At 67.0% G+C, this 26,632-nt stretch carries 21 protein-coding genes; 7 read left to right on the forward strand and 14 right to left on the reverse strand.

All coding sequences use genetic code 11. The annotated features are described in order from the left end of the window. From NV2_RS03655 to NV2_RS03670, 4 genes are all read left to right on the forward strand, one after another. The coding region (locus NV2_RS03655) for a multifunctional oxoglutarate decarboxylase/oxoglutarate dehydrogenase thiamine pyrophosphate-binding subunit/dihydrolipoyllysine-residue succinyltransferase subunit (RefSeq protein ID WP_067869376.1) at window positions 1-3,495 on the forward strand (3,495 nt) is incomplete at its 5' end. Window positions 3,496-3,740: 245 nt separating this feature from the next. Beyond that, a complete protein-coding gene (locus NV2_RS03660; RefSeq protein ID WP_067869378.1) occupies window positions 3,741-4,451 on the forward strand; it encodes a PadR family transcriptional regulator in 711 nt (236 codons plus the stop codon). Between the two features lie 79 nt (window positions 4,452-4,530). Then, window positions 4,531-6,012, forward strand: a complete 1,482-nt coding sequence (locus NV2_RS03665; protein WP_067869381.1) for a DHA2 family efflux MFS transporter permease subunit — start codon at window positions 4,531-4,533, stop codon at window positions 6,010-6,012. A gap of 189 nt (window positions 6,013-6,201) precedes the next feature. Next, window positions 6,202-7,758 (forward strand): S1C family serine protease, encoded by a 1,557-nt coding sequence (locus NV2_RS03670; protein ID WP_245662427.1) that lies wholly within the window; start codon window positions 6,202-6,204, stop codon window positions 7,756-7,758. A gap of 18 nt (window positions 7,759-7,776) precedes the next feature. Here the strand turns inward: NV2_RS03670 and NV2_RS03675 are convergent, their stop codons facing one another. From NV2_RS03675 to NV2_RS03695, 5 genes are all read right to left on the reverse strand, one after another. Further along, the gene (locus NV2_RS03675) at window positions 7,777-8,199 is read right to left on the reverse strand and encodes a VOC family protein (RefSeq protein ID WP_067869385.1); all 423 of its coding nucleotides are present in this window, start codon (window positions 8,197-8,199) and stop codon (window positions 7,777-7,779) included. 200 nt (window positions 8,200-8,399) lie between these two features. Beyond that, window positions 8,400-10,190: an AMP-dependent synthetase/ligase gene (locus tag NV2_RS03680; protein ID WP_067869388.1), complete on the reverse strand. Its 1,791-nt coding sequence runs from the start codon at window positions 10,188-10,190 to the stop codon at window positions 8,400-8,402. A gap of 123 nt (window positions 10,191-10,313) precedes the next feature. After that, window positions 10,314-11,246 carry an alpha/beta hydrolase fold domain-containing protein gene (locus tag NV2_RS03685; RefSeq protein WP_067870262.1) on the reverse strand — a complete coding sequence of 311 codons (933 nt, stop codon included), beginning with the start codon at window positions 11,244-11,246 and terminating at the stop codon, window positions 10,314-10,316. 22 nt (window positions 11,247-11,268) lie between these two features. After that, complete coding sequence (locus tag NV2_RS03690) at window positions 11,269-12,099, reverse strand: SDR family NAD(P)-dependent oxidoreductase (RefSeq protein ID WP_067869392.1); 831 nt, start codon at window positions 12,097-12,099, stop codon at window positions 11,269-11,271. Then, on the reverse strand, window positions 12,096-13,673 hold the full coding sequence (locus NV2_RS03695; protein ID WP_084473828.1) for a flavin-containing monooxygenase: 1,578 nt from the start codon (window positions 13,671-13,673) through the stop codon (window positions 12,096-12,098). Before NV2_RS03695 ends, NV2_RS03690 begins: the two co-directional genes overlap by 4 nt. 60 nt (window positions 13,674-13,733) lie before the next feature. On the opposite strand from NV2_RS03695, the gene NV2_RS03700 reads away from it, so the two are divergent. Continuing rightward, window positions 13,734-14,435 (forward strand): TetR/AcrR family transcriptional regulator, encoded by a 702-nt coding sequence (locus NV2_RS03700; protein WP_067869398.1) that lies wholly within the window; start codon window positions 13,734-13,736, stop codon window positions 14,433-14,435. A 50-nt stretch (window positions 14,436-14,485) separates the two neighbouring features. Here NV2_RS03700 and NV2_RS03705 read toward each other — a convergent pair whose 3' ends face one another. The 6 genes from NV2_RS03705 to NV2_RS03730 form a co-directional block, all read right to left on the reverse strand. Further along, the gene (locus NV2_RS03705; protein WP_067869401.1) at window positions 14,486-16,060 is read right to left on the reverse strand and encodes an MFS transporter; all 1,575 of its coding nucleotides are present in this window, start codon (window positions 16,058-16,060) and stop codon (window positions 14,486-14,488) included. 12 nt (window positions 16,061-16,072) lie between these two features. Then, window positions 16,073-16,741: an MTB12 C-terminal domain-containing protein gene (locus NV2_RS03710; RefSeq protein WP_067869404.1), complete on the reverse strand. Its 669-nt coding sequence runs from the start codon at window positions 16,739-16,741 to the stop codon at window positions 16,073-16,075. A 69-nt stretch (window positions 16,742-16,810) separates the two neighbouring features. Then, complete coding sequence (locus tag NV2_RS03715) at window positions 16,811-18,817, reverse strand: bifunctional phosphatase PAP2/O-acyltransferase family protein (RefSeq protein ID WP_168436060.1); 2,007 nt, start codon at window positions 18,815-18,817, stop codon at window positions 16,811-16,813. Between the two features lie 31 nt (window positions 18,818-18,848). Continuing rightward, entirely contained in the window at window positions 18,849-19,766 is a 918-nt protein-coding gene (locus tag NV2_RS03720; protein WP_157102731.1) for a DMT family transporter, read from the reverse strand. A 100-nt stretch (window positions 19,767-19,866) separates the two neighbouring features. Next, the gene (locus NV2_RS03725) at window positions 19,867-20,886 is read right to left on the reverse strand and encodes a glycine betaine ABC transporter substrate-binding protein (RefSeq protein ID WP_067869412.1); all 1,020 of its coding nucleotides are present in this window, start codon (window positions 20,884-20,886) and stop codon (window positions 19,867-19,869) included. 204 nt (window positions 20,887-21,090) lie between these two features. Further along, the gene (locus NV2_RS03730) at window positions 21,091-22,311 is read right to left on the reverse strand and encodes an NAD(P)-dependent malic enzyme (RefSeq protein WP_373863530.1); all 1,221 of its coding nucleotides are present in this window, start codon (window positions 22,309-22,311) and stop codon (window positions 21,091-21,093) included. Between the two features lie 117 nt (window positions 22,312-22,428). On the opposite strand from NV2_RS03730, the gene NV2_RS03735 reads away from it, so the two are divergent. Beyond that, complete coding sequence (locus NV2_RS03735; RefSeq protein ID WP_067869415.1) at window positions 22,429-22,707, forward strand: hypothetical protein; 279 nt, start codon at window positions 22,429-22,431, stop codon at window positions 22,705-22,707. A 574-nt stretch (window positions 22,708-23,281) separates the two neighbouring features. On the opposite strand, the gene NV2_RS03740 is transcribed toward NV2_RS03735, so the two are convergent. Further along, complete coding sequence (locus NV2_RS03740; RefSeq protein ID WP_067870266.1) at window positions 23,282-24,136, reverse strand: PHP domain-containing protein; 855 nt, start codon at window positions 24,134-24,136, stop codon at window positions 23,282-23,284. Window positions 24,137-24,280: 144 nt separating this feature from the next. Between NV2_RS03740 and corA the strand changes: the two genes are divergently transcribed. Next, complete coding sequence (corA, locus tag NV2_RS03745) at window positions 24,281-25,363, forward strand: magnesium/cobalt transporter CorA (protein ID WP_067870268.1); 1,083 nt, start codon at window positions 24,281-24,283, stop codon at window positions 25,361-25,363. A gap of 8 nt (window positions 25,364-25,371) precedes the next feature. Here corA and NV2_RS03750 read toward each other — a convergent pair whose 3' ends face one another. Further along, the gene (locus NV2_RS03750) at window positions 25,372-25,971 is read right to left on the reverse strand and encodes a suppressor of fused domain protein (RefSeq protein ID WP_084473838.1); all 600 of its coding nucleotides are present in this window, start codon (window positions 25,969-25,971) and stop codon (window positions 25,372-25,374) included. Window positions 25,972-26,042: 71 nt separating this feature from the next. Then, on the reverse strand, window positions 26,043-26,534 hold the full coding sequence (locus NV2_RS03755; protein WP_067869418.1) for a YflT domain-containing protein: 492 nt from the start codon (window positions 26,532-26,534) through the stop codon (window positions 26,043-26,045). Between the last annotated feature and the right edge of the window lie 98 nt (window positions 26,535-26,632).

Raw genomic sequence — 26,632 nt, forward strand, 5'->3', positions numbered from 1 at the left:
GCCGCGCCGCCGCAGGCGCGCACCGCCAAGCCTCAGGCCAGCACCACCCCCGCCCCCGCCTCCAACGCCGCACCCGCCAAGGGCGCGCCCGCCGAGCCGTCCGCCGACGAGAAGAAGGTGCTGCGCGGGCCCGCTGCCGCCATCGTCCGGAACATGTCGTCGTCGCTGACCATCCCGACCGCCACCAGCGTGCGGGCCATCCCGGCGAAACTGATGATCGACAACCGTCTGGTCATCAACAACCACCTCGCCCGCACCCGGGGCGGCAAGATCTCGTTCACCCATCTGCTGGGTTACGCGATCGTCCAGGCGATCGGGTCGTTCCCGAACATGAACCGCCACTTCGCCGAGATCGACGGCAAGCCGAACTCGGTCACCCCCGCGCACACCAACCTCGGCCTGGCCATCGACCTCAAGGGCAAGGACGGCAGCCGCACCCTGGTGGTCGCGGCGATCAAGAACACCGAGACCATGTCCTTCGCGCAGTTCCACAGCGCCTACGAGGACATCGTGCGCCGCGCCCGCGACGGCAAACTCGGTGCCGACGACTTCTCCGGCGTCACCATCTCGCTGACCAACCCCGGCACGATCGGTACCAACCACTCGGTGCCGCGCCTGATGCCGGGCCAGGGTGCGATCATCGGTGCGGGCGCCATGGAGTACCCGGCCGAATTCCAGGGCATGAGCGATCAGCAGCTCGCCGAGATCGGTGTCGGCAAGCTGATGACGCTGACCTCCACCTACGATCACCGCATCATCCAGGGCGCGGAATCGGGCGACTTCCTGCGCACCATCCACAACCTGCTGATCTCCGACGAGTTCTACGACGAGATCTTCCACGGCATGGGTGTCCCCTACGAGCCGGTGCGCTGGCGCAAGGACATCAAGGAACGCGGCGTCGACAAGAGCGTGCGCGTGCAGGAACTGATCGGCGCCTACCGTGCCCGCGGCCACCTGATGGCCGACACCGATCCGCTGCGCCTGGTCAAGGACAAGTTCCGCAGCCACCCCGACCTCGATGTCACTTCGCACGGGCTGACGCTGTGGGATCTGGACCGCGAGTTCAACGTCGCCGGCTTCCACGGCCAGGAGCGCATGAAGCTGCGCGATGTGCTGTCGGTGCTGCGTGATGCGTACTGCCGTCACGTCGGTGTGGAGTACACGCACATCCTCGACACCGAGCAGCTGCAGTGGATCCGGGACCGGGTCGAGCAGCAGCACGCGAAGCCGACCGTAGCCCAGCAGAAGTACATTCTGAGCAGGCTGAACGCCGCGGAGGCGTTCGAGACCTTCCTGCAGACCAAGTACGTCGGCCAGAAGCGGTTCTCGCTCGAGGGCGCCGAAACCGTCATCCCGATGATGGACGCGGTGATCGACCAGTGCGCCGAGCACGCACTCGACGAGGTCGTCATCGGTATGCCGCACCGCGGCCGGTTGAATGTGCTGGCCAATATCGTCGGCAAGCCGTACTCGCAGATCTTCACCGAGTTCGAGGGCAATATGAACCCGGCCGCCACCCACGGCTCGGGCGATGTGAAGTACCACCTCGGCGCGCAGGGCACCTACATCCAGATGTTCGGCGACAACGACATCGAGGTCTCGCTGACGGCCAACCCGTCCCACCTCGAGGCCGTCGACCCGGTGCTGGAGGGCCTGGTCCGCGCGAAGCAGGATCTGCTCACCAAGGAAGATCTGGTCACCAAGGGCGAGGAGGCGCGCACCTTCTCGGTCGTGCCGCTGATGCTGCACGGTGACGCGGCCTTCGCCGGCCAGGGTGTGGTCGCCGAGACGCTGAACATGTCCGACCTGCGCGGTTATCGGGTCGGCGGCACGGTGCACATCGTGGTCAACAACCAGATCGGGTTCACCACCGCCCCCGAGAACAGCCGCTCCACCGAGTACTCGACGGATATCGCGAAGTTCATCGGTGCGCCGATCTTCCACGTCAACGGCGACGATCCCGAGGCCTGCACCTGGGTTTCGCGACTGGCGACCGACTATCGCGAGCGGTTCCACAAGGACGTGGTCATCGACCTGATCTGCTACCGCCGCCGCGGCCACAACGAGGGTGACGACCCCTCGATGACCCAGCCGTACATGTACGACGTCATCGACACCAAGCGCAGCGTCCGCAAGTCCTACACCGAAGCCCTGATCGGCCGCGGTGACATCTCCATGAAGGAGGCCGAGGACGCCCTGCGCGATTACCAGGGCCAGCTGGAGCGGGTGTTCAACGAGGTCCGGGAGTTGGAGAAGTATCCGCCGGAGCCGAGCGAATCGGTCGAGCTGGAGCAGACCGTCGGCACGGTGGTCACCGCCGTCGACAAGTCGGTACTGCAGCGCATCGGCGACGCCTTCCTCGGCACGCCGGACGGTTTCAGCGTGCACCCGCGCGTGAAGCCGGTGCTGGAGCGGCGCCGGGAGATGGCCTACGAGGGCAAGATCGACTGGGCCTTCGCGGAACTGCTGGCGTTCGGCACGCTCATAGATCAGGGCCGGGCGGTCCGCCTGACCGGTCAGGACTCGCGTCGCGGCACCTTCACGCAGCGGCATTCGGTGATCATCGATCGCAAGTCCGGTGCGGAGTACACCCCGCTGCACAACATCGGCAGCGAGAACCCGGGGTGGTTCGCGGTCCACGACTCGGCGCTGAGCGAGTTCGCCGCGGTCGGATTCGAGTACGGCTATTCGCTGGGTAACCCGGATGCGCTGGTGCTCTGGGAGGCGCAGTTCGGCGACTTCGTCAACGGTGCGCAGTCGATCATCGACGAGTTCATCTCCTCCGGCGAGGCCAAGTGGGGTCAGCTGTCGGAGGTCGTACTGCTGCTGCCGCACGGCCACGAAGGCCAGGGCCCCGACCACACCTCGGGCCGCATCGAGCGGTTCCTGCAGTTGTGCGCCGAGGGCTCGATGACGGTGGCGGTTCCGTCGACTCCGTCGAACTACTTCCACCTGCTGCGCCGCCACGTGCTCGACGGCATTCGCCGGCCGCTGATCGTCTTCACCCCGAAGTCGATGCTGCGCAACAAGGCCGTGGTCTCCAATATCGAGGACTTCACCGACGCGAAGTTCCGCTCGGTGCTCGAGGAGCCGACCTACGAGAGCGGCGACGGCGATCGCAGCAAGGTCAAGCGGGTGCTGCTGACCAGCGGCAAGCTCTACTACGAGCTGGCCGCGGAGAAGGCCAAGAAGAACCGCGACGATATCGCGATCGTCCGGGTGGAGCAGCTGTACCCGATCCCGACCTACCGGCTCAACGAGAAGCTGGCCACCTACCCCAACGCCACCGATGTGGCCTGGGTGCAGGAGGAGCCGGCCAACCAGGGTGCCTGGCCGTTCTTCGGCCTGAACCTGCCGGATATCCTGCCGGATCGGTTCGGCAAGCTGCGCCGCATCTCCCGCCGCGTCATGTCGGCCCCGTCCTCGGGTTCGTCGAAGGTGCATGCGGTGGAACAGCAGGAGATCGTCGACGAGGCGTTCGCACCGACCGCCTAGTCGCCAGAGTTGTGCGGGTCGTCCGATCCGCACCGCCTGACCTCACGCCGGGCCGGGACCCACTCCACGAGAGTGAGTCCCGGCCCGGCGTTCGTCACATTCGGGCTCCTTCGCTCGTCGAAGTGGTGGTACACACTTGCCGCCATCTACTTCCACGCCGTATATTCGGCGTGGAATATTTGATGAGGACTATGTCGGCGCGCGCGAGTAGCGTCCCCGGCATTCGATGAAGGGAGCCGAAGTCGATGGGAAAGCAGCCGGGTGCCACGTTGACGCCGATGGCGATCGCGGTACTGGCGCTGCTGGAGGAAGCGCCGATGCATCCGTACGAGATGTATCAACTGACGCTCAAACGCCGGGAAGACGCGCTGATCAAGATCCGTCCCGGCTCGCTCTATCACACGGTGACGCGACTGGCCGAACAAGACCTGGTCCGTCCCGAGAGCACCGAGCGCGCGGGTAACCGGCCCGAGCGCACCACCTACCGCATCACCGAGGCGGGTACCGCAGCGTTGCGGCACCGCATCTCCGAGATCATCCGCCGGCCGATCCGCGAGTATCCGATCTTCCCCGTCGCCCTGGCAGAAGCGCACAATCTGCCCGCCGACGAGGTGGTCGCACTGCTCACCGAACGCATCGCCCTGCTGGACGAAGACATCGCCGAGTTCGACGCCATCCGTCAATGGACCAGTTCGCACGGTGTGCCGCGCCGCTACTGGATGGTCGTCGAATTCCTGCACGCCCAGACGACCGGTGAAGCCGACTGGCTGCGCGGTCTCGTCGACGAACTCCGCGACGGTTCGCTGCCGTGGGGGGAATTCGACGAGGAGGGATCCCGTTGCCCCACGAGGGACGGTGATCTCGGTCACGACTGGGGCGCGGCACTCCCCGACGAGGTCCTCGCCGACATACGCAACGGCGGTGTGCGGACCGCCGACCATCGGCCGAGCACGTGAACTCGGGCCGCTCGCAGCGTTTCACAGACATCACCCCTCGGTCGCACCCGTCGGCCGAGGCCCGGAACAGGAACGATTTATGACAACCCAAAGAAATCCGTGGCTGGCGCTCACCGCGCTGGTGGTCGGGTTCTTCATGATCCTGCTGGATATGACCATCGTCGCGGTGGCCAATCCGGCGATCCTGCAGGACTTGCACACCGATATGAACAAGGTCATCTGGGTCACCAGCGCCTATCTGCTCACCTATGCGGTGCCATTGCTGGTCACCGGCCGCCTCGGTGACCGGTTCGGCCCCAAGAACGTCTATCTCGCCGGTCTGGCCGTGTTCACCGCCGCCTCGCTGTGGTGCGCGATGTCGGGCACGGTCGAGATGCTGATCGCCGCCCGCGCCGTCCAGGGCCTGGGCGCGGCACTGATGACGCCGCAGACCATGGCCGTCATCACCCGCACCTTCCCGCCGGACAAGCGTGGCGCGGCCATGGGCCTGTGGGGCGGTGTGGCCGGTCTGGCCACACTGGTCGGCCCGATTCTCGGCGGTGTACTGGTCGACTGGCAGGGCTGGAACTGGATCTTCTACATCAACGTGCCCGTCGGCATCGTGGCCTTCGTACTCGCCGTATGGCTGGTGCCGAATCTGGAAACCCATCAGCACAAGTTCGACATCGTGGGCGTGATCCTCAGCGGCGCCGGCATGTTCCTGCTGGTGTTCGGCATTCAGGAAGGCAACACGCGTGATTGGGACGGCTGGATCTGGGCGATGATCATCGCCGGCATCGTGGTGCTCGGCCTGTTCGTGGTCAACCAGGCACGCAACACCGAAGAACCGCTGGTGCCGATGAGCCTGTTCCGCGACCGCAACTTCTCCATGTCGAGTGTCGCGATCGCCGCCATGGGCGCGGCAGTCACCGCCCTGATGGTGCCGATGTACTTCTACCTGGAGGCGGTGCGCGAATACTCGCCGACTCGTGCCGCGTTGGTGCTGGCCCCGATGGCAATCGTCACCGGCTTCACCGCACCGATCATCGGCAAGATCTCCGATCGGATGCCGCCGCGGGTGCTGCCGACACTGGGCTTCGCGGGCTTCGCGATCACCGTGTTCGGCTTCGGCGCGCTGATGAAACCGGACAGCCCGATCGTGGTGATCCTGATCATCGCCGGAGTCGCCGGCCTGTCCAACTCCTGCATCTGGGCGCCGCTGGCCACGACCGCGACACACAATCTGCCTGTGCATCAGGCCGGTGCGGGCGCGGGCGTGTACAACACCATGCGCCAGGTCGGCTCGGTCCTGGGTAGTGCGACGATCGCGGCCCTGGTGTCGTCCCGGATGTCGGCCCAGGGTTTGGCCGGTGGCCAGTTCGGTGAGGGCGGTGGCGCCGGGATGGGCCCCATTCCGGAACAGATCATCGACAAGTTCAGTACCGCGCTGGGCCAGTCGATGATTCTGCCCGGTGCGATCCTGCTGATCGGCGTGGTTGCCTCGGCGCTGTTCATCTCCCATGCGAAGCAGCCGGGCGCCGAGCCGGATGCGGAGAAGGCGAAAGCCGACGTCGCCGGCTGATCCGATCGTTATCTGCCGCATAGGCCCGCCCGAACTGCCTGTTCGGGCGGGCCTTTCGCCATTTCCCGGCGCCGTGATCCGGCGCACGTGGGCAGTTCCACGGCCGGCACCCAGGCGGTTCTCAGGAATCGCGCGCTTAATTGATACAGGATCCGAATCACCGCAGCCGGGTCCGTCGACACACAGGATGTGAACGAACAGGACGTGATGCTCGTGAATCCGAACCAGGACGATGCACAGGAGCGCGAACCGTACGAACCTCGGTCGGGGGCATACGGTCCACAATCCGGAGCGCAGGACTCCCAGGCCGGCACGGACGAGCCACGGCCGTACGGTGACGGATCCGCCGCCGAGGCATACGGGCGGCAGCAGGACGCGCAGGGGCCGGGGACCGGCGGGTACAGCCCGCAGCCCGGTGCATATGGCTCGGGTGCGGATGGGTACAGCCCGGGCCCGGGCGCGTACGGCTCGGGTCCGGGCGGCTACGGCTCAGGCCCTGGCGGCTACGGCCCGTACTCGGGCACCTACGGCGCATACGGACCACAGCCCGGTGGGTACGGCCCACACCCGGGCGGACACGAGTCACAGTTCGGCGGTTCACACCCGGGCACATACGGTGCGCGCCCCGGCGGTTCCGGCCGCGGCACCTCCCCTGCCCACCGCCTGACCTTCGGCTTGGTGGCTGCGGTGGTCGCGGTGATCGCGCTGACCATCGGGCTGGTCGGATCGCGCATCGACGGGCACGGCCCGAGTTCGCTCTCCCCACTGGGCCAAGGGCACGCGCCGGCTACCCAGCCGATCGACGCCCAGGCCTCCTCGACAGCCCTGGAGCAGGCGGCCAATGCGGTCGTTCCCGGCCTCGTCGTGGTGAATACCGAGATGGGTATGCAGGGCAGCTCGGGCGCCGGAACCGGCATCGTGATCGGCTCCGACGGCACGGTCCTCACCAACAATCACGTGGTCGAAGGTGCCACCGACATCTCGGTCACCGATCTCGGCAACGGGCGCACCTACAGCGGCGCGGTCGCCGGCTTCGACCGGCAGGACGATCTCGCCGTCGTGAAACTGCAGGGCGCCTCCGACCTGGAGACCGCACCGCTCGGCGATTCGGACACCGTGAAGGTCGGCGACGATATCGTCGGCGTCGGCAATGCGGGTGGCACCGGAACACCCACCGGCGCAGCCGGAAAGGTGACCGCCCTCGACCGGTCCATCACCGCCAGCGACGAGTCGGCCGGCGCCTCCGAACAGCTGACCGGCCTGATCCAGGTGGCAGCCAATATCCAGCCCGGCGATTCCGGCGGTCCACTGATCAACAGCTCGGGTGAGGTGATCGGCGTGAACACCGCGGCCTCCCAAGGCTTCCGGCTCGGTACCGGCGGCGGACAGGGCTTCGCCATCCCGATCAACAAGGCGATCTCGGTGGCCGAGCAGATCCAGTCCGGAACCGGCTCCGACCGCGTCCACATCGGCGATGCCGCATTCCTCGGCATCACCATGAGCGACGCCGACGGCACCGGGGCCCTGATCCGCGGTGTGGTCACCGGCGGCCCCGCCGAAGCGGCCGGCCTCACCCCCGGCGACGTGATCACCAAGCTCGACGACACCGCCATCGACTCCGCCACCACCCTCACCCACGCCATGGACCAACACCATCCAGGCGACACCATCACCCTCACCTGGACCACCCCCACCGGCCAGACCCAGTCAGCGCCGACCCCCCTGACCGAAGGCCCCGTCGGCTGACTCCTCGACCAGCCGTGTTTATTCGCCGCCGTACAGGTTGATCATCCACGGGATGGAGAATTTGTCGGTGACCATGCCGAATGCGGCGGCCCATTCGGTCTTGTCCAATGGCATCGTCACCTGGCCGCCGTCGGACAGGGCTGTGAACATGCGGTCGGCTTCGGCGCGGTCGTCGACATCCAGGCACACGCTGTAGGCGGGGTTGGTGTGGTCGACCGTCTGGTCGGGTGGGCAATCCGAGCCCATGATCATCTGGTCTTCTCGCCAGGTCAGGGCGGCATTGGCGACGCGCTGTGCGACGTCGGCGGGCAGGTCACCGCTGCCGCCGCCCATATCGCCGTAGCGGACCAGCTGCAGTTCGCCGCCGAGCGCGGACCGATAGAAGGTGAATGCCTCCTCGGCGTTGCCGTCGAAGGTCAGATACGCGGTTGCTGATTTCACGGTTGCCTCCTGCGGAATCGATGAGGCCCGCGGCCGGCGGCCACGGCACCCACATATGGGACGGGAACCGCGACGGAAAATCATCGGGCCCGGATCGGTAATGCCCGGCGCCGCCTCGCCTACACCCGCATCCGTCCACCACGGACACTGCGGGCCCGTCCTCCACTGGGGAAGACGGGCCCGCAGACCGTGTGCGTGGCTCAGCCGTAGATCGCTTCGACCTCGTCGGCGTAGTTCTTCATGACCACGTTGCGCTTGAGCGACATCTTGGGGGTCAGCTCCCCGGTCTCCTCGGTCCAGTCGACCGACAGGATGCGGATCTTCTTGATCGCCTCCGCATGCGAGACCAGCTTGTTGGTCTCCTTGACCGCCTTGTCGATATCGGCGACCAGTTCGGGCAGCTCGATGAGCTTCTCGATCGGGGTGTCCTCGGGCACGTTGTTGCGCGACTTCCAGCCCGGAACCGCCTCCGGATCCAGCGTCACCAGTGCGCCGACGAACGGGCGGCTGTCGCCGACCACCATGACCTGGCTGATCAGCGGGTGTGCGCGCAGTGAATCCTCGAGCATCCCGGGTGAGACGTTCTTACCACCGGCGGTGACGATGATTTCCTTCTTGCGGCCGGTGATGGTGATGAAGCCCTGCTCGTCGATGGAGCCCAGATCACCGGTCTTGAACCAGCCGTCGGCGAAGGCTTCCTCGGTGGCGGCCGGATTGTTCCAGTAGCCGCTGAACAGCACCGGGCCGCGCAGCAGCAATTCGCCGTCGTCGGCCACCTTGGCGGCATGGCCGCCGAGCGGACGGCCCACCGAGCCGACCTTCAGGTGCTCGGGAGTGTTCACCGACACCGCGGCGGTGGACTCGGTCAGGCCGTAGCCCTCGTAGATGGTGACGCCGATACCGCGGAAGAAGTGGCCGAGCCGCTCCCCCAGCGGACCACCGCCGGAGACCGCGGACTTACAGCGCCCGCCCATCGCCTCGCGCAGCTTGCTGTACACCAGCTTGTCGAAGACGGTGTGCTTGAGCTTCAGCACCAGATTCGGGCCGCCCGAGTCCAGCGCCCGGCTGTACTCCACCGCGGTGTCCGCGGCGAGATCGAAGATCTTGCCCTTGCCGCCGTCGTGCGCCTTCTGCTTGGCACCGTTGAACACCTTCTCGAATACCCGCGGCACCGAGAGGATGAAGTCGGGCTTGTACTCGCCGAACTGATCGACCAGCGTCGACCAGTCCGCGGTGTGAGCCACGGTGACCCCGGCGTCGAACGCGGCCAGCGCGACGGCGCGGGCGAAGACGTGCGCCAGTGGCAGGAACAGCAGCGAGCGATGCCCGGCCTTCAGGAACTGCGGCATGGCGGCGCGGTCGGCAGCCGACTCGGCGTAGAGATTGGCATGCGAGAGCATGACGCCCTTGGGCCGGCCGGTAGTGCCGGAGGTGTAGATCAACGATGCCGGGGAGGCGGCCTTGACCTGCTTGCGGCGCTCGTGCACCGCGGCATCCTCCAGGCCGGCGCCGCGCTCGACGAGGGTGGCGATGGCGCCGTCGTCGATCACCAGTGGCTCGCCCAGCTCCGGCAGGCCGTCCTCGATCTCGGCGATGGTGGCGCGGTGCTTGGCGTTCTCGACGATGATCAGCTTGGTGCCGGAGTCGGAGAGAATCCAGCGTGCCTGCTCGGCGGAGGAACTGTCGAAGATCGCGACCGTGCAACCGCCGGCAGCCCAGATGGCGAAGTCGAGCACGACCCACTCGTAGCGGGTGGCGGCCAGGATCGCGACCCGGTCCCCGAGTTCGATGCCGGACGCGATCAGCCCCTTGGCCACCGCGGTGACGTCGGTCGCGAACTCTGCCGCGGTGACGTCTGTCCAGCCGCCCTTGCCGTCCGGCTTGTTGAACACCACCAGGCCGGGCGTGCGCTCGGCATGCCGGAAGGCGCCGTCAGACATATTGGCGTCTTCGGGGATGGTGTAGGTAGCCGGGACTTCGAACTCTCGCATCGGTGCCCTTCCACGTGGTCTACTCGCCAGTAATTTACGCCAGCCGCAGCGGCGCGTTCCGTCCACCCGTCCGGTCGGCGCCCCGACCCGGGTACGGAGCGTCGAAACACGCCCGCCCGGCTTCTATCCTATGGACCCGGTTTGCGCTGGTTGCAGCGATTCGCCGAGGAACCGTCCGAGTTCGCGTGCGGCGGCCCCGGCCGGGCGCACCAGCGACGCCTGCGCCTGCGCAACATGCCACAGGCCATCGGTCACCGAGAAGTGGACCGGCACCTCGGCGGTGCGCAGCGCGGCGGCCAGACGCACGCACTGGGCGTGCAGCAGTTCACCGGAGTCCGCTTGAATATAGGTGGTGGGCAGCCCGCGCAGATCGCCGAGCAGCGGCGCGTAGCCGACGTCCAGCGGATCAGCGCCACCGAGGTAGGCGGCCGCGCACGACCGCGACCACGCCGCATTGATCACCAGATCGCGGTCGCGTTCCGCGAGTTCGTTCGGATCGGCCCACGGCGCGATCAGGCCGAGTGCCGCGGGCACGATGCCGTGGCGATCACGCAACCGCAACGCCAGCGCGAGCGCGAGCCCACCCCCGGCCGAATCTCCCGCCACCGCGATCTCCCGCGGCAACAGTCCGGTGGAAACCAGTTCCAGGAATGCCGCCTCGGCATCGTCGAGAGCAGCCGGATAAGGATGTTCGGGCGCCAGCCGGTAATCGGGCACATAGATCGGGCAGCCGGTCTCGCGCGCCAGCCATCCCGCGAGCGACCGATGGGTCGCCGGGGATCCGATGGTGTATCCGCCACCGTGCAGGTACAACACTGCTCCGGGGCCCGCTGCCGTCCCCGCGCTCACCCGCTCGGCGGGCCGCCCGGCCAACCGCATCCGGTGCACTCGGGTCCCGGCCGGCACCGCCTGCAGCACCGCACCGGAATCGAGCAACTTCCGCTGGAGCGCCCAGGGGAGCCGGCTGTTCATCGAATACCGGAACATCGGGTGCAGTACGGCCCGAGCCAGCGGCAGCGGTAGCGAGGGCAGCCACGAGGCTGGAAAATCAGGCATCACAGACAGATTCACGCGCGACTCACGGCAGGAAGCGACTGTTGACGATGTTCGCGATGCGCTGATAATAGGAACCGGTGGTGCGGACGAACAGATCCAGCGCCTTCGCCTCCCAGCCGATCAGCACCCGGGCGTGCCCCTTGCCCACCCCTTCGGTGATGGTCTGCGCCGCCATCTCCGGCGTGTGCAGGGCGAGCTGCTTGTCGAAGAACGACGACAACTTGTTCGCGTCGAGCCCCTCGGCGTAGGTGGCGTTGCGGGCTACGGCGGTCTTGATACCACCCGGATGGACACAGGTGACCTTGACCGGCTGCTTGCGGCCGAGCATTTCCTGGCGCAGCGATTCGGTGAAGCCGCGTACCGCGAACTTCGCCGCGTTGTACGCGCTCTGCCCCGGCACCGCGATCAGACCGAACAGACTCGACACGTTGATCACGTGGCCGTCGCCGGATTCGATGAGGAACGGAAGGAATGCCTTGGTGCCGTTGACGACTCCCCAGAAATCGACATCCATGATGCGCTCGAAGTCCTTGAACCGGGACTCGTTCACCTCACCGTGGAAGGCGATTCCGGCATTGTTGTAGATCTGGTGGACGACACCGAAATGCTTGTGCACCGCATCGGCATAGAGCAGCACCGTCTCCCGTTCGGCCACATTCAGCCGATCCGATTTGACCTGCGCGCCCAGCGCCTCGACCCGGCGGACGGTTTCGGCCAGGCCGTCGGTATCAATATCGGAGAGTGCGAGTTTGGCACCGCGGCGGGCCAGATTCTCGGCCAGCGCCCGGCCGATACCCGACCCGGCGCCCGTGATCACACAGACCTTGCCCGTGAAGTACGCGTCATTGCTCACTGTGCTGCCACCGCTTTCGATTCGGGCCGTGCGGCCCCGTCTGTCGTTCGAGTCGTCTCATACGCCGCCACGTCGAATTTCTCCAGCAACTTCCGGAAGCGGAAGGTGAAATCGGGCCACAGCGTGGTGTTGTTTCCGTGCTTGTCCAGATACCAGCTGGCGCAGCCGCCGTTGAGCCACACCGAATTCGCCATCTTGTCCTGGAGCTCGCGGTTGTATTTCTCCTGCACATCTTTTCGTACCTCGACGGTACGTAGTCCACGCCGCCCGACGGTGTCGATCGCGTCGGCGATGTAATTGATCTGCGATTCGATCATGTACACCATCGAAGTATGGCCCAGGCCTACATTGGGGCCGAGCAGGAAGAACATATTCGGGAAGTTGCGGATCGCCGCACCCTTGTACCCCTGCTGCCCGACCTCGTCGAAGAGTTCGGTGAGGGTGCGCCCGTCCCGGCCGGTGACGGTGTCGTACACCGGCGAATCGGTGACGTGGAATCCGGTCGCCACGACCAGCGCATCGATCTCGCGTTCGGTGCCGTCGGCGGTGACGATGGAATTCGGGCGGATTTCACGAATTCCGTCGGTGACCACATCGACATTGTCGCGACCGAGGGCAGGGTAGTACTCGTTGGAGATCAACATCCGCTTGCAGCCGATACGGAAATTCGGGGTGACCTTCGCGCGTAGTTCCGCGTCCGGCACCTCGCTGCGGAGCTTGAGCCGGGCCAGTCCCTCGAATGCGAGCATCGCCGGCGGGAACTTCGCCAGGCCGACGACCTGGGTCTCGCGCGCGGCGTAGATGGCCGCACGCGACAGCTTCTGTACGCCCGGAACGTATTTGAACGCCAGCCGCTCGGGCAGCGTGTATTCGCGGTCGAATCGGGGCAGCAACCAGGGCGCGGTGCGCTGGTAGACATCGAGGTGGGCGACCTTCGGCGCGATCGAGGGCACGATCTGAATTGCCGAGGCACCGGTACCGATCACCGCCACCCGCTTACCGGCCAGGTCCGACTCGTGATCCCAACGGGCGGAGTGGAACAGCTGCCCCTGAAAATCGTTGATGCCCTTGATATCCGGCAGATTCGGCTCACACAACGCACCGACGGCGGAAACCAGAATGTCGGCGGTGAACGCGCCGCGGCTGGTCTGCACCTGCCAGCGCGCCTGCGCGTCGTCCCACCGCGCGGAGGTCATCTCACAGTCGAAGACATGCTTGTCGCGCACACCGTAGCGATCTGCCACCCCCTGGATGTAGGACTGGATCTCGGGCTGCTTGGAGAACGACCGCGACCAGCCGGGATTCAGGGCGAACGAGTACGAGTAGAGCTGAGAGGGCACATCACAGGCCGCACCCGGATAGGTGTTGTCGCGCCAGGTGCCACCGACATCGCCGCCCCGCTCCAGCACCAGATAGTCGTCGCGACCCTGCTGACTCAGCCGGATCGCGAGCCCGAGCCCGGAGAAGCCACTGCCGACGATCAACGTGTGGACATGGCGAGCGGCCTCGTCGCCGCGAGCGCTGTCGCCACGGTTTCCACCACCGCGGCTAGTGTCTGTAACCCTACGACTCATGTAATAGAGCCTACGGTCCTATTGAGCGTGAGTCAACAGTATTGACTGACGTTCAGTAGTATGGGCTACGTGAGTGCGAACGGTTCCGGCACCAAAAGGGTGCGGCTGAGTCCGGCAGAACGCCGTGAACAGCTGATATCCCTCGGTGTGACGATGCTGCGCGATCGCACTCTCGAGGACGTCTCCATCGGCGACATCGCCCGGCAAGCCGGTATCTCACGGGGACTGCTGTTCCACTACTTCGCTTCCAAGCAGGACTTCCAGCGGGCGATCGTGCGCCGCGCGAACGAGGAACTACTGGCCCGCACCCTCCCCGATCGCAGCCTCGGGCTGCTCGAGATGCTGCGTGATTCGGTCGAGCGCTATGTCGACTACGTCAGCGAGAACCGCATCTCCTATCAGGGCCTGCTGCGCGGCCCCGCGAGCGGCAGCCCGGAACTACTCGGCCTCGCCGACGCGACCCGCGACGCCATCGTCGACCGGATCCTCACCGAAACCCCGCTGGCCGGCGACGATCCGGAATTGCCCCGGCTGCGCCTGGTCTTTCGCGGCTGGATCGCCTTCGTGGAGGAGACGACGCTGATCTGGTTGCGCGAGGAGGCGATCGGCCGCGAGGCGCTGATCGACACCCTTGTCGGCGCCCTCCCCGCGCTGGCGATGCACCCGGGCCTCACCCAGTGGTTGTCCGACGCGGTCGCCACCGGCGATGCCGGGGCCGCTGCAGCGGATGACGCCGGGGCGGAAACGGCACTGCCGACCTGAGCCGGTTCGACCGCACTGCCGGCCCGGACCGGTTCGGCAGGTCGGCCGGATCAGGCGGTTCGCTCCTCGTGCACATACCCCGCGCGATCCCCGCCCCGCGGCAACCACAGCACCGTCACCACGGCGGCGACCAGAATCAGAATCGCCGACACCAGCAGGGCGACCCCGAGCCCACGCTGGAAGGCCTCGTAGGTGGCGTGGATGACCCGATCGACGATGGGCCCGTAAGCGGCCGAGGCAGCAGCATCCCCACCGGTAGGCACGCTGCCGGTTTCGATCGCGTCGATCACGATCGCCTGGAAGTTGGCGGGAACCCCGATCTGCTGCAGGCGATCCCGCAGATCGGAGTTGAGGTAGGAATTGACCAGCGACCCCAGCGCCGCCACCCCGACCACCGCGCCGACCTGCCGCATGGTGTTGGTGGCCGCCGCCGCCATCCCGGAATGTTCGGCCGGAACACCGGACAGCACGGCCGAAGTCAACGGCACCACCGCGATGCCGAAGCCGAACCCCGCCACCATCAGGGCCAGCGCGAGTGGCGTGAATTCGACCGTGATACCGAGGAAGTGACGGGTCAGCAGAATTCCGGCCGCCCCGAGCACGCAACCCGCGATCATCGGTGTGCGGGAGCCCCGCAGGGCCACCCAGAAACCGGACAGCAACGAGCCGAGGATGATGGTCGCGGCCATCGGACCGAAGACCGCCGCGGTGCGCCAGCCCGAATAACCCACCACCACCTGCAGATACAGCGCGGTGAAGAAGAAGATCGAAAAGATGCCGAAGTACACGGCGAAGGCGACCACCAACGCACTGCGCACCAGCGGCCGCTCCAGATAACGGAAATCGAACATCGGGTTGGCCGCACGCATCTCGACCACCAGGAAAGCCACGAATGCGACCGCACCGATCACGAACAGCGTGATCACCGAGGCCGCCGAATACCCCACCTGCTCCCCCGAGATGGCCGCATAGATCACGCACCCGAGGAAAGTGGCCCCCAGCACGAACCCCGCCCAGTCGACCGGCCCCGGCTGGGGGTCGGCACTGTCGGGAACGAACACCAGCGCGGCCACCAGCACCACGACACCCACGATCAGGTTGAACCAGAAGATCGACCGCCAGCCGAAGGCACCCACCAGCACGCCGCCGATCACCGGCCCCAATGCGAGCGCCAACCCGGACACCGCCGCCCACGCGCCCAGCGCCTTCGCCCGTGCACCGCGGTCGGGGAAGATATGCCTGATCACCGACAGGGTGCCCGGTTCCGAGGCGGCGGCACCCACCCCCATCACCGCCCGCCCCGCGATCAGCATCGACACCCCGCCGGCGACAGCGGCCAGCACCGATCCGAGGCAGAACACCACCAGCCCGCCGACCATCACCCGCTTACGCCCCCACCGGTCACCGAGGGTTCCGGCGGTGAGCATGAGGCTCGCGAAGACCAGGGTGTAGGCGTTGACCACCCATTGCAACGACACCACGCCGGCGTGGACATCGGACTGGATATCTCCGAGGGCGACGCTGACGATCGTGGTGTCGAGGAAGGTGACGAACAGGACCGCTGTCACCACGGCCAGGGCCACATAGCGCCGCGTGGAACCCGGCCGTTCCCCGTTCCCGGGCATGGTGGCTCGGCGCTACGGCGCCGGGACGACTTCGGGTGTCTGCGGTGCCGGATTCACCTCCGGGGTGTCGGGCGCAGGACTCGCACCCGGCTCTCCGGGAGCAGGACTCGCGCTCGGTTGTCCCGGCGCAGGACTCGCGCTCGGCTCACCCTGGGCAGGCCTGGGGGTGCCGGGCGCGGGGGTCGCCGACGCGGTACCGCAGACCGGGGGCGCGGCCCCCTGCAAGGTGAGCAGCGCGCAGAACGTCTCCGAGGCCACCTTCCAGGTGCCGTCGATCAGGACCGCTGCCCCCTGCTGACCGGACAACGCGGGCTGGCCGTTGAACAGCACGTCGAAGGTCACGTTCGCGTGCTCGCGGCCGAGATCCGAGATATCGGTGACCTTCGCCGTCGCCGATTTCGCCATCGGCGAGTCGGCCTGGGCATTGATGGTCTCGGCGAAGGCGGGACCGTCTTCCAGCAGGTCGATCTTCTGATCCGCCGGGGTTGCGCCGTCGAAGAAGCGCTCGAAGTTCACGGTCACCTGCTGCGCTGCCGGATCGGCGGCGGTGCCGGAGGACGTGGCGGACGCGGTCTTCGACGAGGTATCGGAATCGTCACTGCCGCACGCCGCGCCGGTAGCCACCATGGCGGTGAGTACACATGCCGCGAACACTTTCGCCGCGATGCTGCGATCGAACATGTCCGGCCTCCCTCGGATGACGAGTCGGCTCCGTGATCAACTCATCGCAGAGTACTCGGCGGATCGGCCCTAGGGGTGTTTATCGGCGACGATCGGGGTATCGGCGAGTTCGGCCAGCACCCCCGGCAACTGCGCCGCCACGGCCGTCGCATCGAGCAGTGCCGGATCCACCGACAGTCCGATGCCCAGCTCGCCGTTCCAGCTCAGCACCCCGGCCACCAAGGGCACGCCCGGCGCCGCGGGCAGGATCGGAAACACCTGGGTGATAGGCATATTCGAGAAGGTCATCGAGATTTCCGGGCCCGCCATATTCGACACGATGGTGTGGAAGAACCGCCCGCCGTACACCGATCGGGCGAAGACACCCACGAGCGGCTCCGGGAACAGCCGCAACACCTGCGACATCACGAAATGTGAGGCGAGCGCCCGGGTTCCGGAATGCAACCGGTCACTGCGGGCACGGATATCGTCGAGCAGCCGGGCCGGGCTCGGCGCGTCCAGCGGTACATCCATCATCACCGCGGCAGTCGAATTCCCCTCGGCGCCCGAGGACGGATCACGCACCATCAGCGGCACCGCCACGCGCATCGTGCCGCGCAGTAGCTCGTTCAGGTCTCCCGGGCTGCGCTGCAGCACGGTGACGGTCACCGCCAGCAATACGTCGGTCACCCGTGCCTGATGCGAACGAGCCACCGCCCGAACGGTTTCCAGATCCAATCCACACACCGTGAACACACGGCGCACACAGTCGGCGGGCAACCGTCCGCTCGGCTGGGCATCCACCGCCAGCTGCGCCAGGCCGGTGGCGATCCCGGCGGCAGTGGTCAGGCGGCCCGGCGGTGTGTGGTCGGCCACCGGCAGTTCGATGGTGGGCCGCAACAGCCGCAGCGCCTGCACCACGGTGCCGATACCGTCCGCGACCACATGATGCAGCAGCAGCACCACACCGATCGCGCCGTCGGCCGGATCGCGAACGAGTACCAGGCGCCACAGCGGCCGGTCCTTCGGCAGGGGCTGGCCCGCCAGCTCGGTCACCACCCGGCTGATCCCGTCCACCCGCCCGGTCACCGCATCGATCGGATCCGGTCCACGACCGCCTTCCCCGTCCGGGAGTGTGCTCACCAGGTGCTCGGTCACGTGCCAGTCCCAGTCGACGTCGCTGTCCACCCACCGCGCTCGACGCCACCGTCCCGGCTGCTCCAGCCGCTGCCGAAAACGCGGCAGCTGCCGCAATTCGCCGCGCACCAGGTCGCGCACCTCCGCGAGGGTCGGTCCGCCGTCCTCGCGGGGGCGGAACACGACCATGCCGCCCACCTGCTGCGGAATCCCGGATTTCTCGATATGCAGGAAGAACGCGTCCGCCGGCGGCACCACGGGCGGCCGGGCATACCAGTAGTCCACCACCCGCACGCTGACCAGTACGAACACGGCCGCGATCACCGCGTCCAGGATGAAATGGTTGGCGGTCGCGACGATCACGTAGGCGGTCACACCGACATGGACCGCGCTGATCAGCTGCACGATCCAGCCGCCGGCGACCCGGGCCAGCACCACACTCACCCACAATGCCCAGCCGACGTGCAACGACGGCACCGCCGCCAGCTGATTGGCGCCCGACACCATCGACGAACCCCACGAACCCCAGGTATGCCCGGCGACGACCGTGTCGGTGAAGCCCAGTTCCGGCAACAGCCGCGGCGGGGTGACCGGGAAAACCGCGAAGCACGCGATCGCCGCGACATTGAGCAACAGGAACGAATCGCGAGCGCGGGCGTACTCGGCGCGGCGGCGGAAATACAGCCAGAACAGCAGCGCGAAGGCACTGATGATGTAGGTGAACGCGTACTCGTAGTTGGCCAGCGTGGCCAGCAGGTCGCGGGATTCCAGCCACCTGTTGAGCGACCGCTCGACATCGATACCGAGCCATTTCTCGATGTCGTAGAGCCAATGCGCATTGCGGTCGGCCCGTTCCCGGCGCGCTGGGGAATGCAGCGCATCCACCGCGAGGTACAACCCGAATACGGCCAGCCCGACCACACAGTCCCGCCACAGGACCGGTCGCGATGGATTGCCCACACAACCGTGATAACACATGCGTCGCAACCTTTTACGACATCAGGCTGGGCGATTCATCCGTTATCGCCTTGTTATGCGCGTAGAACGCCCGCGCCAGCGGTGAATGAGCGAGTCCGCCGATACCCGCGGCGATCAGCGCACCGGCACCGGCCACCGCCGCCAGCGAGCCCGCATCGTGTGGCACGGCCACCCGGAAGGCCAGCACACCGACCACGTAGCTGACGATGGGATTGGTGACACTCATCGCCGCGATCGCCCAGGGCAGCGGTCCGGCCGCGAACGCCGTCTGTTCCAGCACGAGCCCGCTCAGCGTGGACACCGCCAGCAGATACCCCGGCCAGTCCACCGCGGTCGCCGGAATGCCGCGATTCACCAGGTCCTCGGTGGTCAGTTTCATGAATACCGCACTCATCGCGAAGCAGACACCGGCGGCCACCGCGACCATGTTGGCGGCGATCCAGATGGGGCAGCGGATACTGGTCAGGGCGAGCACGAGCACCAGTCCGAGTGCGGAAAAGGTGGCGAGCAGGACCCGGCCACGATCCGGGCTGCCCTCCAGCGGCGCCACACCCCCGACACCGAACAGTACGGCCAGTCCGGCGCACACCAGCAGCGCGAAAACGATGTCCCGCCCGCGCGGCAGCCGTCGACGTCCGAATGCCTCGAGCGGAACCGCGAACAGCAACTGTGTCGACATCAGTGGCTGGACCGCGGCGACCGACCCCAGATGCAGGGCCACCGCCTGGGTGAGGAAACCCGTCAGATTCGTCAGCCAGCCGCGCAACCAGGTTCCGCTACGCAGCAAGCGCTGCATCAGCGTGGTCACGCCGAAGACCCGGGCCGCCCGGGGCTGCTCGGCGACCACGGTGCTTGCCGCGCGTTGCTGGAGATACCCGGCCGCCGCGAACAAGAATGCGGCCAACACTCCCAACGCAATGACCAAGACCATGCGGACCCCCACTCAGGGCACTCGGGTGATCTATTCGCACTGTACGCCCGATTCGATACCGAGCCTGATCATGAACGATATGCGACGACCGGACCGCCGGTCACAGGGAGTGCGCGTCCAGCCACCCACGCGCGAGGTCCGCGGCCGACGCGTGCTCGTCGCGCACCGACCGCACGATTTCGGTGAATTCGGCCGTGGTGAGCTCACCGGCCACATAGTTCAGCTTCTTCAGCTGCTGCTGATCGAGCTCACCCTGCCGCAGCAGCGGGATCACATTGCGGGCCCGGAAGGCGTACTCGGGATCACCGGCCACCACCAGATCCCCGGCACCGCCGGGCAACAGCCCCACCGCGGAAGTGAACACGCCGGCGTCGACCCGGCCGTCGAGCAGTGCCTGCCGCAACTGGACGTCACTGTCGAATTCGGTGTGCCGGGTGATGTCGCAGCCGTAGACCTCACGCAGCGGTGTGAGCACATCGCGGCGCGGATCCGGTGGAGTGCGCAGCGGGTCCAATTCGTGACCGGTGGCGATGCCCACCGATAGTTGCGCGCATTCGGGCCCCAGATGCGCGAGATCGGCCGGATAACGCGTCGCGGCGGCCGGCGACAGTGCGAACTGCGGGCGCAGATCGATGCCGTCGGCGATATCGGATACCGCCAGACCGGCCGGAACCGACCGGCTCAGGTCGTCGGCGACCGATACCACATCGGGCCCTGCGGCTGCCCCCGCCGGCGAGGCAGCCGCAGGGCCCGATGCCGTGGTCCGCTGTTGGGCGACCGCCGTGGCGGTGTCCTGATCCGGTGCCGTCGCGGCCGAGGACGAATCGAAAGTCGTCAGCAGATCACCACTGGTGTCGGCGACGACGGTGATCGTGCCCGCATCGAGCGCCGCCAGGTAATCGGCGCGCTTCCCGAGATGTTTGCGGGTGACCGCGGACGTCCCGGAGCGGGCCAGTGCCTGAGCATAGATTTCGGCGAGTACCTCCGATTGCACCGAATCACCGGCGCCGACGGTGATCGTCGGCGCGCCCGGACCGCTCGCACACGCCGCCACCACCGCCACGACGGACACCACGAGCACGGCGCGGGCCGTCGCGCGCACCGATCCGGCCAGTCTCATCCCGCGACTCCCACTCCCGTTGGTCGGCAAAACACCGCCGGCGGCCGATGGGCCAGTTCCGGCACCCGAATCGTAGGCGCGAGACCGGTGCTCGAATGCACCGCATCCGGATACCGTGCACCGCATCCGGACTCGATGCGCCGGTGCTACGGCGAGGGCGCCCGGTGCTGTCCACCGGGCGCCCTCACGTGCAAATCTTCGCCGTCAGACAACGCCTTCGGCACGGGCGACGGCTGCGACCGCCTCGGCGACCGCCGGAGCCACCCGCGGGTCCAGCGGGCTCGGGATGATCTTGTCCGGCGCGAGTTCGTCGGCAACCACACCGAAGATCGCCTCGGCCGCAGCAACCTTCATGCCCTCGGTGATCCGCCGCGCCCCCGCATCCAGTGCGCCCTTGAACACGCCCGGGAAGGCGAGCACGTTGTTGATCTGGTTCGGGAAGTCACTGCGCCCGGTCGCCACGATCGACGCATAGCGATGCGCGACCTCGGGGTGGATCTCCGGATCCGGGTTCGACATCGCGAACACGATCGACTCCGGCGCCATCGACGCGATCAACTCCTCGGCGACCGTGCCCGCCGACAGACCCAGGAACACATCGGCTCCCGCCATCGCGTCCGCGGCACCGCCGCTCACCTGACGCGGGTTGGTGCGCTGGGCCAGATCGGCCTTCACCTCGTTGAGGTCGGTGCGGTCACGGCCGACGACGCCGCGCGAATCCAGCACCACCACATCGGACACACCGGCCGCCAGCAGAATGTTGGTGCACGCCACACCGGCGGCACCCGCGCCCGACACCACGACCTTCAGATCGCCGATCTCACGGCCCTGCACCTTCGCCGCACCATTGAGCGCCGCGAGCACCACGATCGCGGTGCCGTGCTGGTCGTCGTGCATCACGGGGCAGTCCAGCGCCTCCACCACGCGCTTCTCGATCTCGAAGCAGCGCGGCGCGGAGATGTCCTCGAGGTTCACCGCACCGAAACTCGGGCGCAGACGCACCAGGGTCTCCACGATCTCGTCGACATCCTTGGTGTCGAGCACGATCGGAATGGAGTCCAGACCGGCGAACTTCTTGAACAGCGCGGCCTTGCCCTCCATCACCGGCAGCGACGCGCGCGGGCCGATATCACCGAGGCCGAGCACGGCGGTGCCGTCACTGACCACGACCACCAGGCGGTCGGTCCAGGTGTAGCGCTTGGTCAACGCCTCGTCGGCGTGGATGGCGCGACTCACCTGCGCGACGCCCGGGGTGTAGGCGATGGACAGGTCACGCTGGGTATCCAGCGGCGCGGACAATTCCACCGAAAGTTTGCCACCGAGATGGCCGGCGAAAATTTCCTCGTGAGTGATAGCGGACAGGTCGGTCGTATCGGTTTCACGGCTCGCTGTAGTGGCATTCGGTGCGTCAGTCACAGATGACACGATTTCACTCCTGCTCGGTCAGGGCTGAACCGGCTCACGGTTACCGCCGGGTATTTGCATAAAAGGTATTTAGGAATTCGAACGACGTGCGTCGACCAGGCGTGCGCAGGCGACGCAATGCTGTTGAGCAATTTCATCGCGGCAAGCCATCCGGCCGGCACTGCCGACACGTCCGCCTCATTGCGGGCGCGGCCGCGCAATCCATCGAGCGAGAAAACCGGACGGGTGGTCCGGGTAAGGCTGTGGGGTGACCCGCAGCTCGGAGCAGTGCGTCACGAACCGAAGCTCACCAACCGTCCCGGGCCGGGCGGTGGCGTCGGCCGGGGATCCGCAACATTCTGCCAGTACGGACAGGCGGTTGCCAAATCCTCCGCGGTGGACGGTCCCGAGATCTGATACGTGTGGCCATCACCTGATGGTAGGGGCCACGAATTACCTGGACGTAAGGGGAAACTCGCGCTCACACGGCAGCCACGGTGAACAGTCACATCACCGTGCGGGTTCCGATGTGAGCCCCGCCCCAGCACCGGAGATCCACCCGGCAGCAGCCGACCGCGGCATCCGGAGTCCGTCGGACTGTTCGGCACCGGTCGACGGCTCCGGCACATCTCCTGGCTGCGAAGGACACTCCGCCGGGCCAGTGGGGCATCCCGCGGCGATTCGAGACAGGAACGCGGAGCGCACCGAAATTCATCCGGCCGAAACGGTTAATTCCACCATTGCGTAACCAATAGATAACCTGCCGCCACGAACACGATGAGTGATCCTAAAAATGCCGGAAATCCTCGTCTTCGATCGGAGAATATCTGGGCGCCTAACGCTAGCACCGCAATTCCGATATGCCAGCCCACGGAGCTACCCCCAGGACCGGGAAATCCACGGTCCGCACCCAGCATCGCGGCGCCGGACACCACCAGCGCCAGCACCACCAGTCCCGCCGCGACGGTGCCACTGACCGCGCGCACCACTCTCACGAGCCGATCACCGCGACACCACTCGCCTTGTCCAGCAGACGCTCGAATTGCGCCGGATCCGTGGTGCATTCACCCGGCCCGACCGGTTTGTCCGCGCCGTGATAGTCCGAGGACCCGGTGGTGATCAGATCCAGCTCGCGCGCCAGATCGCGCAGCACCGCGCGATCGGACTCGATGTGATCGGGATGGTCGACCTCCAGACCACCGAGGCCGTGCCCGGCCAGCTCACGAATCTCGTCCAGAGCCAGCAACCGGCCACGGGTTCGCGCCCGCGCGTGCGCCACCACCGTGACCCCGCCCGCAGCGGCCACCAGCTCGACCGCGCGCCGCAACGGTGTATCGGCCTTCTCCGTGTAGTAACGGCCGCGGGGCGCCAGCAACTCGGTGAACGCATCCCCGACCGTCGGGACCACCCCCGCATCGACCAGAGCGCGCGCCAGATGCGGCCGGCCCGCTGCCGGTCCCGCCGCAGCGAGCACCGCCTCCGGATCCACCGGCAAGCCGTCGGCGGCCATTCGCTCCGCCATCGCACGCACCCGCGCCACCCGCTCGGCGCGCAACCGCTCCCGCTCGGCCGCGAACGCGGCATCCGACGGGTCGAACAGATAGGCCAGTAGATGCACCGGCACCGGCCACCCGTCCTCACCCAGCCCGACACACGACATCTCCATACCGCGAACCAGCCGCAGCCCGGCCGGCAACGCGGCAACCGCCTCGTCCCAACCACCCGTCGTGTCGTGATCGGTGATCGCCACCACATCCAGCCCCGCCGCCGCGGCAGCCCGCATCAACCCGCCGGGAGTATCGGTGCCGTCGGACGCGGTCGAATGAGTGTGGAGGTCGATGCGCACACGATCCATCTTGCCGGAACCCGCGCGCTACCTCCTGCGGGCCCATCGCTCCGGCTCTGTCGAATGGCGGCCTACGCGGGTCCCTCCGTGGTGACGCGCGCTTCCTCCTGCGGGCCCGTCGCTCCGGCCGCTAACATCCCGCTGGTGCCTTCCGTACCGGCGTTTCCTCCGTTCCGCGGTTCCGGGCGGTCCGGGCGGAGGGCGCAGTTGCCCCGAGTCCCGGTTTCCACCACAGACGCACTGGTCGACTGCGGGGTGTACGTCGACGGGGAACGGCAGCCCGGGCGGCCGACACCGACGGAGGCGCTGAACCAGGTCCGCGAGCAACACCGCGGTTTCGTCTGGGTCGGCCTGCATGCACCCGACGAGGCGCAGATGGCAGAGATCGGGCGGATCTTCCAGCTGCACGAACTGGCCGTCGAGGATGCCGTCCACGCCCACCAGCGCCCCAAACTCGAGCGCTACGACGACATCCTGTTCCTGGTGTTGCGGACCGTGAAATACCTGGAACACGAGCAGAACACGGTCAGCGAGATCGTGCAGACCGGCGAAATCATGATCTTCATGGGCCCGGATTTCGTGGTCACCGTCCGGCACGGCGAGCACACCGCCCTCACCACGGTGCGCGAGCTGATGGAACATCGTCCCCAGCGGCTGGCGCTGGGCCCCGCCGCCGTGCTGCATGCCGTCGCCGACCACGTGGTCGACACCTACCTGCTGGTCACCGAATCGATCGAAGACGATGTGGCCGCCATGGAGGAAGAGGTTTTCACCCCCAAGAGCAGAGTCACGATCGAAGCCATCTATCAGCTCAAACGAGAGGTCGTCGAATTGCGGCGCGCGGTGAACCCACTGGCGATGCCGCTGCAACTGCTCAGCCGCAGCTCGGAATTACCGGTCCCCAAGGAGGTTCGGCGATATCTGCGCGATGTCGCCGACCATCACACCGCCGTCGCCGAGCGGATCAGCGATTTCGACGAGGCGCTCAGTGCCCTGATCAACGCGGCGCTGGCGAAGGTGAGCGTGCAACAGAACACCGATATGCGCAAGATCTCCGCCTGGGCCGCGATGGCGGCGGTCCCCACCATGATCGCCGGCATCTACGGCATGAACTTCGAGCACATGCCCGAACTGTCGTGGACCTACGGTTACGGAGTGGTGTGGATCATCATCCTGGTGATCTGCAGTGCGCTGTTCATCGCGCTGCGCCGCAACAAATGGTTGTGACGGTTCGCCTACAGGTTCGCCGCCGACCGATGCGGATCGCGCACATCGATCCCCGCCTCCGACCACGCCTCACGCAGCGCGGAGGCACCGCGAACGCGTACCCATGCGGCCTCGGTCGCGGTAATCGGCGCGACCGCGAAGAACTGCACCGGATCGGCCGGATCGGGCAACGGCACCTCGGCGATATCCGCGGGTCCCAGCAGCACAGCGGTGAAAGGAGCGTTGCGCCACAGTGGCTCACCGAGGTCCAGTAGCGCATCCTCTTGCAGCACAACGCCTTCCACAGCGGGAGCCGCGATCAGCACGCCCAGTCCCCGGGGAATTCCGGCTTGCACCCCGGCGCCGCCACGCAACGTCAGCACCAGCTCCGCGCGCGGACCCCGCACCGGATCGGCGAGGGCGGCAGCGGAATCGGTCATCGGATGACGAGAACCGCCGAAGGTGACGTAATGCACGAAATCGGTGTCCGGAATACGCAGGATCTCGATCGGTTCCAGCCCCAGAAAGGTCACCGACGCCGAATCGAAGCGCGTCGTATCGAACCCCGAACCGGTGCGCGGGATGCCGAAGTGCGACAGCACCGCGGTACGTACCTGATCGATCTCCATGGTCCTACCGTGCCACACCCGGTCCGGACGACCACGTCACAGCCGCAGTCGCCACGCTGGGGTACGAGCGGCTACAACGCCAACCGCGAGAGCATGTCCCGCGCCTGCTCCGCCGCCTTCGGATCGCACAGCACGTCGTAACGGCCCGCGACCAATTGCATGGTGGAGGCGAAATCGCGGGTTCCGCGCGTCGCCGCGTACGGGATCACCGCCGAGATGAGCCCGAAGATGATGCCGCCCACCAGGCCGACCACCAGCGGGCCGATCACCCCGCCGGTGGTGAACAGGCTCAGCAGCAACCCCAGGAACAAGCCCAGCCAGGCGCCCGACACCATGCCGCCGCCGACGACCTTGCCCCAGGTGAGCCGGCCCAGCACCCGCTCGACCTGCATCAGATCCACACCCACGATGGTCATGTTCTCCACCGGGAACTGGTTGTCGGCCAGATAGTCGACCGCTCGCTGTGCCTCGGCGTAGGTCGGATACGAGGCGACCGGCCACCCCGACGGCGGCGTCGGCAAGCCGGGCCGATTGCGATTCGGACTACCCAACGGATTGGTCATAACTCCACGATCCTAGGTCGATATCGCCGGCGCGGTGGGAGATACTGCGGCCCGCCGGGTGCCCGCGTGTCCGATTTTACCGGCGCGCGGCCCGGACC

This window comes from Nocardia vermiculata NBRC 100427 (assembly GCF_001613265.1).
Taxonomy (GTDB): Bacteria; Actinomycetota; Actinomycetes; order Mycobacteriales; family Mycobacteriaceae; genus Nocardia; species Nocardia vermiculata.

Excerpts from the sequence above, each read along its gene's own strand:
- NV2_RS03660 (WP_067869378.1), top strand. The coding sequence starts at position 3,741 with ATGGGAAAGCAGCCGGGTGCCACGTTGACGCCGATGGCGATCGCGGTA.
- NV2_RS03665 (WP_067869381.1), top strand. The coding sequence starts at position 4,531 with ATGACAACCCAAAGAAATCCGTGGCTGGCGCTCACCGCGCTGGTGGTC.
- NV2_RS03680 (WP_067869388.1), bottom strand. The coding sequence starts at position 10,190 with ATGCGAGAGTTCGAAGTCCCGGCTACCTACACCATCCCCGAAGACGCC.
- NV2_RS03685 (WP_067870262.1), bottom strand. The coding sequence starts at position 11,246 with ATGCCTGATTTTCCAGCCTCGTGGCTGCCCTCGCTACCGCTGCCGCTG.
- NV2_RS03695 (WP_084473828.1), bottom strand. The coding sequence starts at position 13,673 with ATGAGTCGTAGGGTTACAGACACTAGCCGCGGTGGTGGAAACCGTGGC.
- NV2_RS03700 (WP_067869398.1), top strand. The coding sequence starts at position 13,734 with ATGGGCTACGTGAGTGCGAACGGTTCCGGCACCAAAAGGGTGCGGCTG.
- NV2_RS03705 (WP_067869401.1), bottom strand. The coding sequence starts at position 16,060 with ATGCCCGGGAACGGGGAACGGCCGGGTTCCACGCGGCGCTATGTGGCC.
- NV2_RS03710 (WP_067869404.1), bottom strand. The coding sequence starts at position 16,741 with ATGTTCGATCGCAGCATCGCGGCGAAAGTGTTCGCGGCATGTGTACTC.
- NV2_RS03720 (WP_157102731.1), bottom strand. The coding sequence starts at position 19,766 with ATGGTCTTGGTCATTGCGTTGGGAGTGTTGGCCGCATTCTTGTTCGCG.
- NV2_RS03725 (WP_067869412.1), bottom strand. The coding sequence starts at position 20,886 with ATGAGACTGGCCGGATCGGTGCGCGCGACGGCCCGCGCCGTGCTCGTG.
- NV2_RS03735 (WP_067869415.1), top strand. The coding sequence starts at position 22,429 with ATGCTGTTGAGCAATTTCATCGCGGCAAGCCATCCGGCCGGCACTGCC.
- NV2_RS03750 (WP_084473838.1), bottom strand. The coding sequence starts at position 25,971 with ATGGAGATCGATCAGGTACGTACCGCGGTGCTGTCGCACTTCGGCATC.
- NV2_RS03755 (WP_067869418.1), bottom strand. The coding sequence starts at position 26,534 with ATGACCAATCCGTTGGGTAGTCCGAATCGCAATCGGCCCGGCTTGCCG.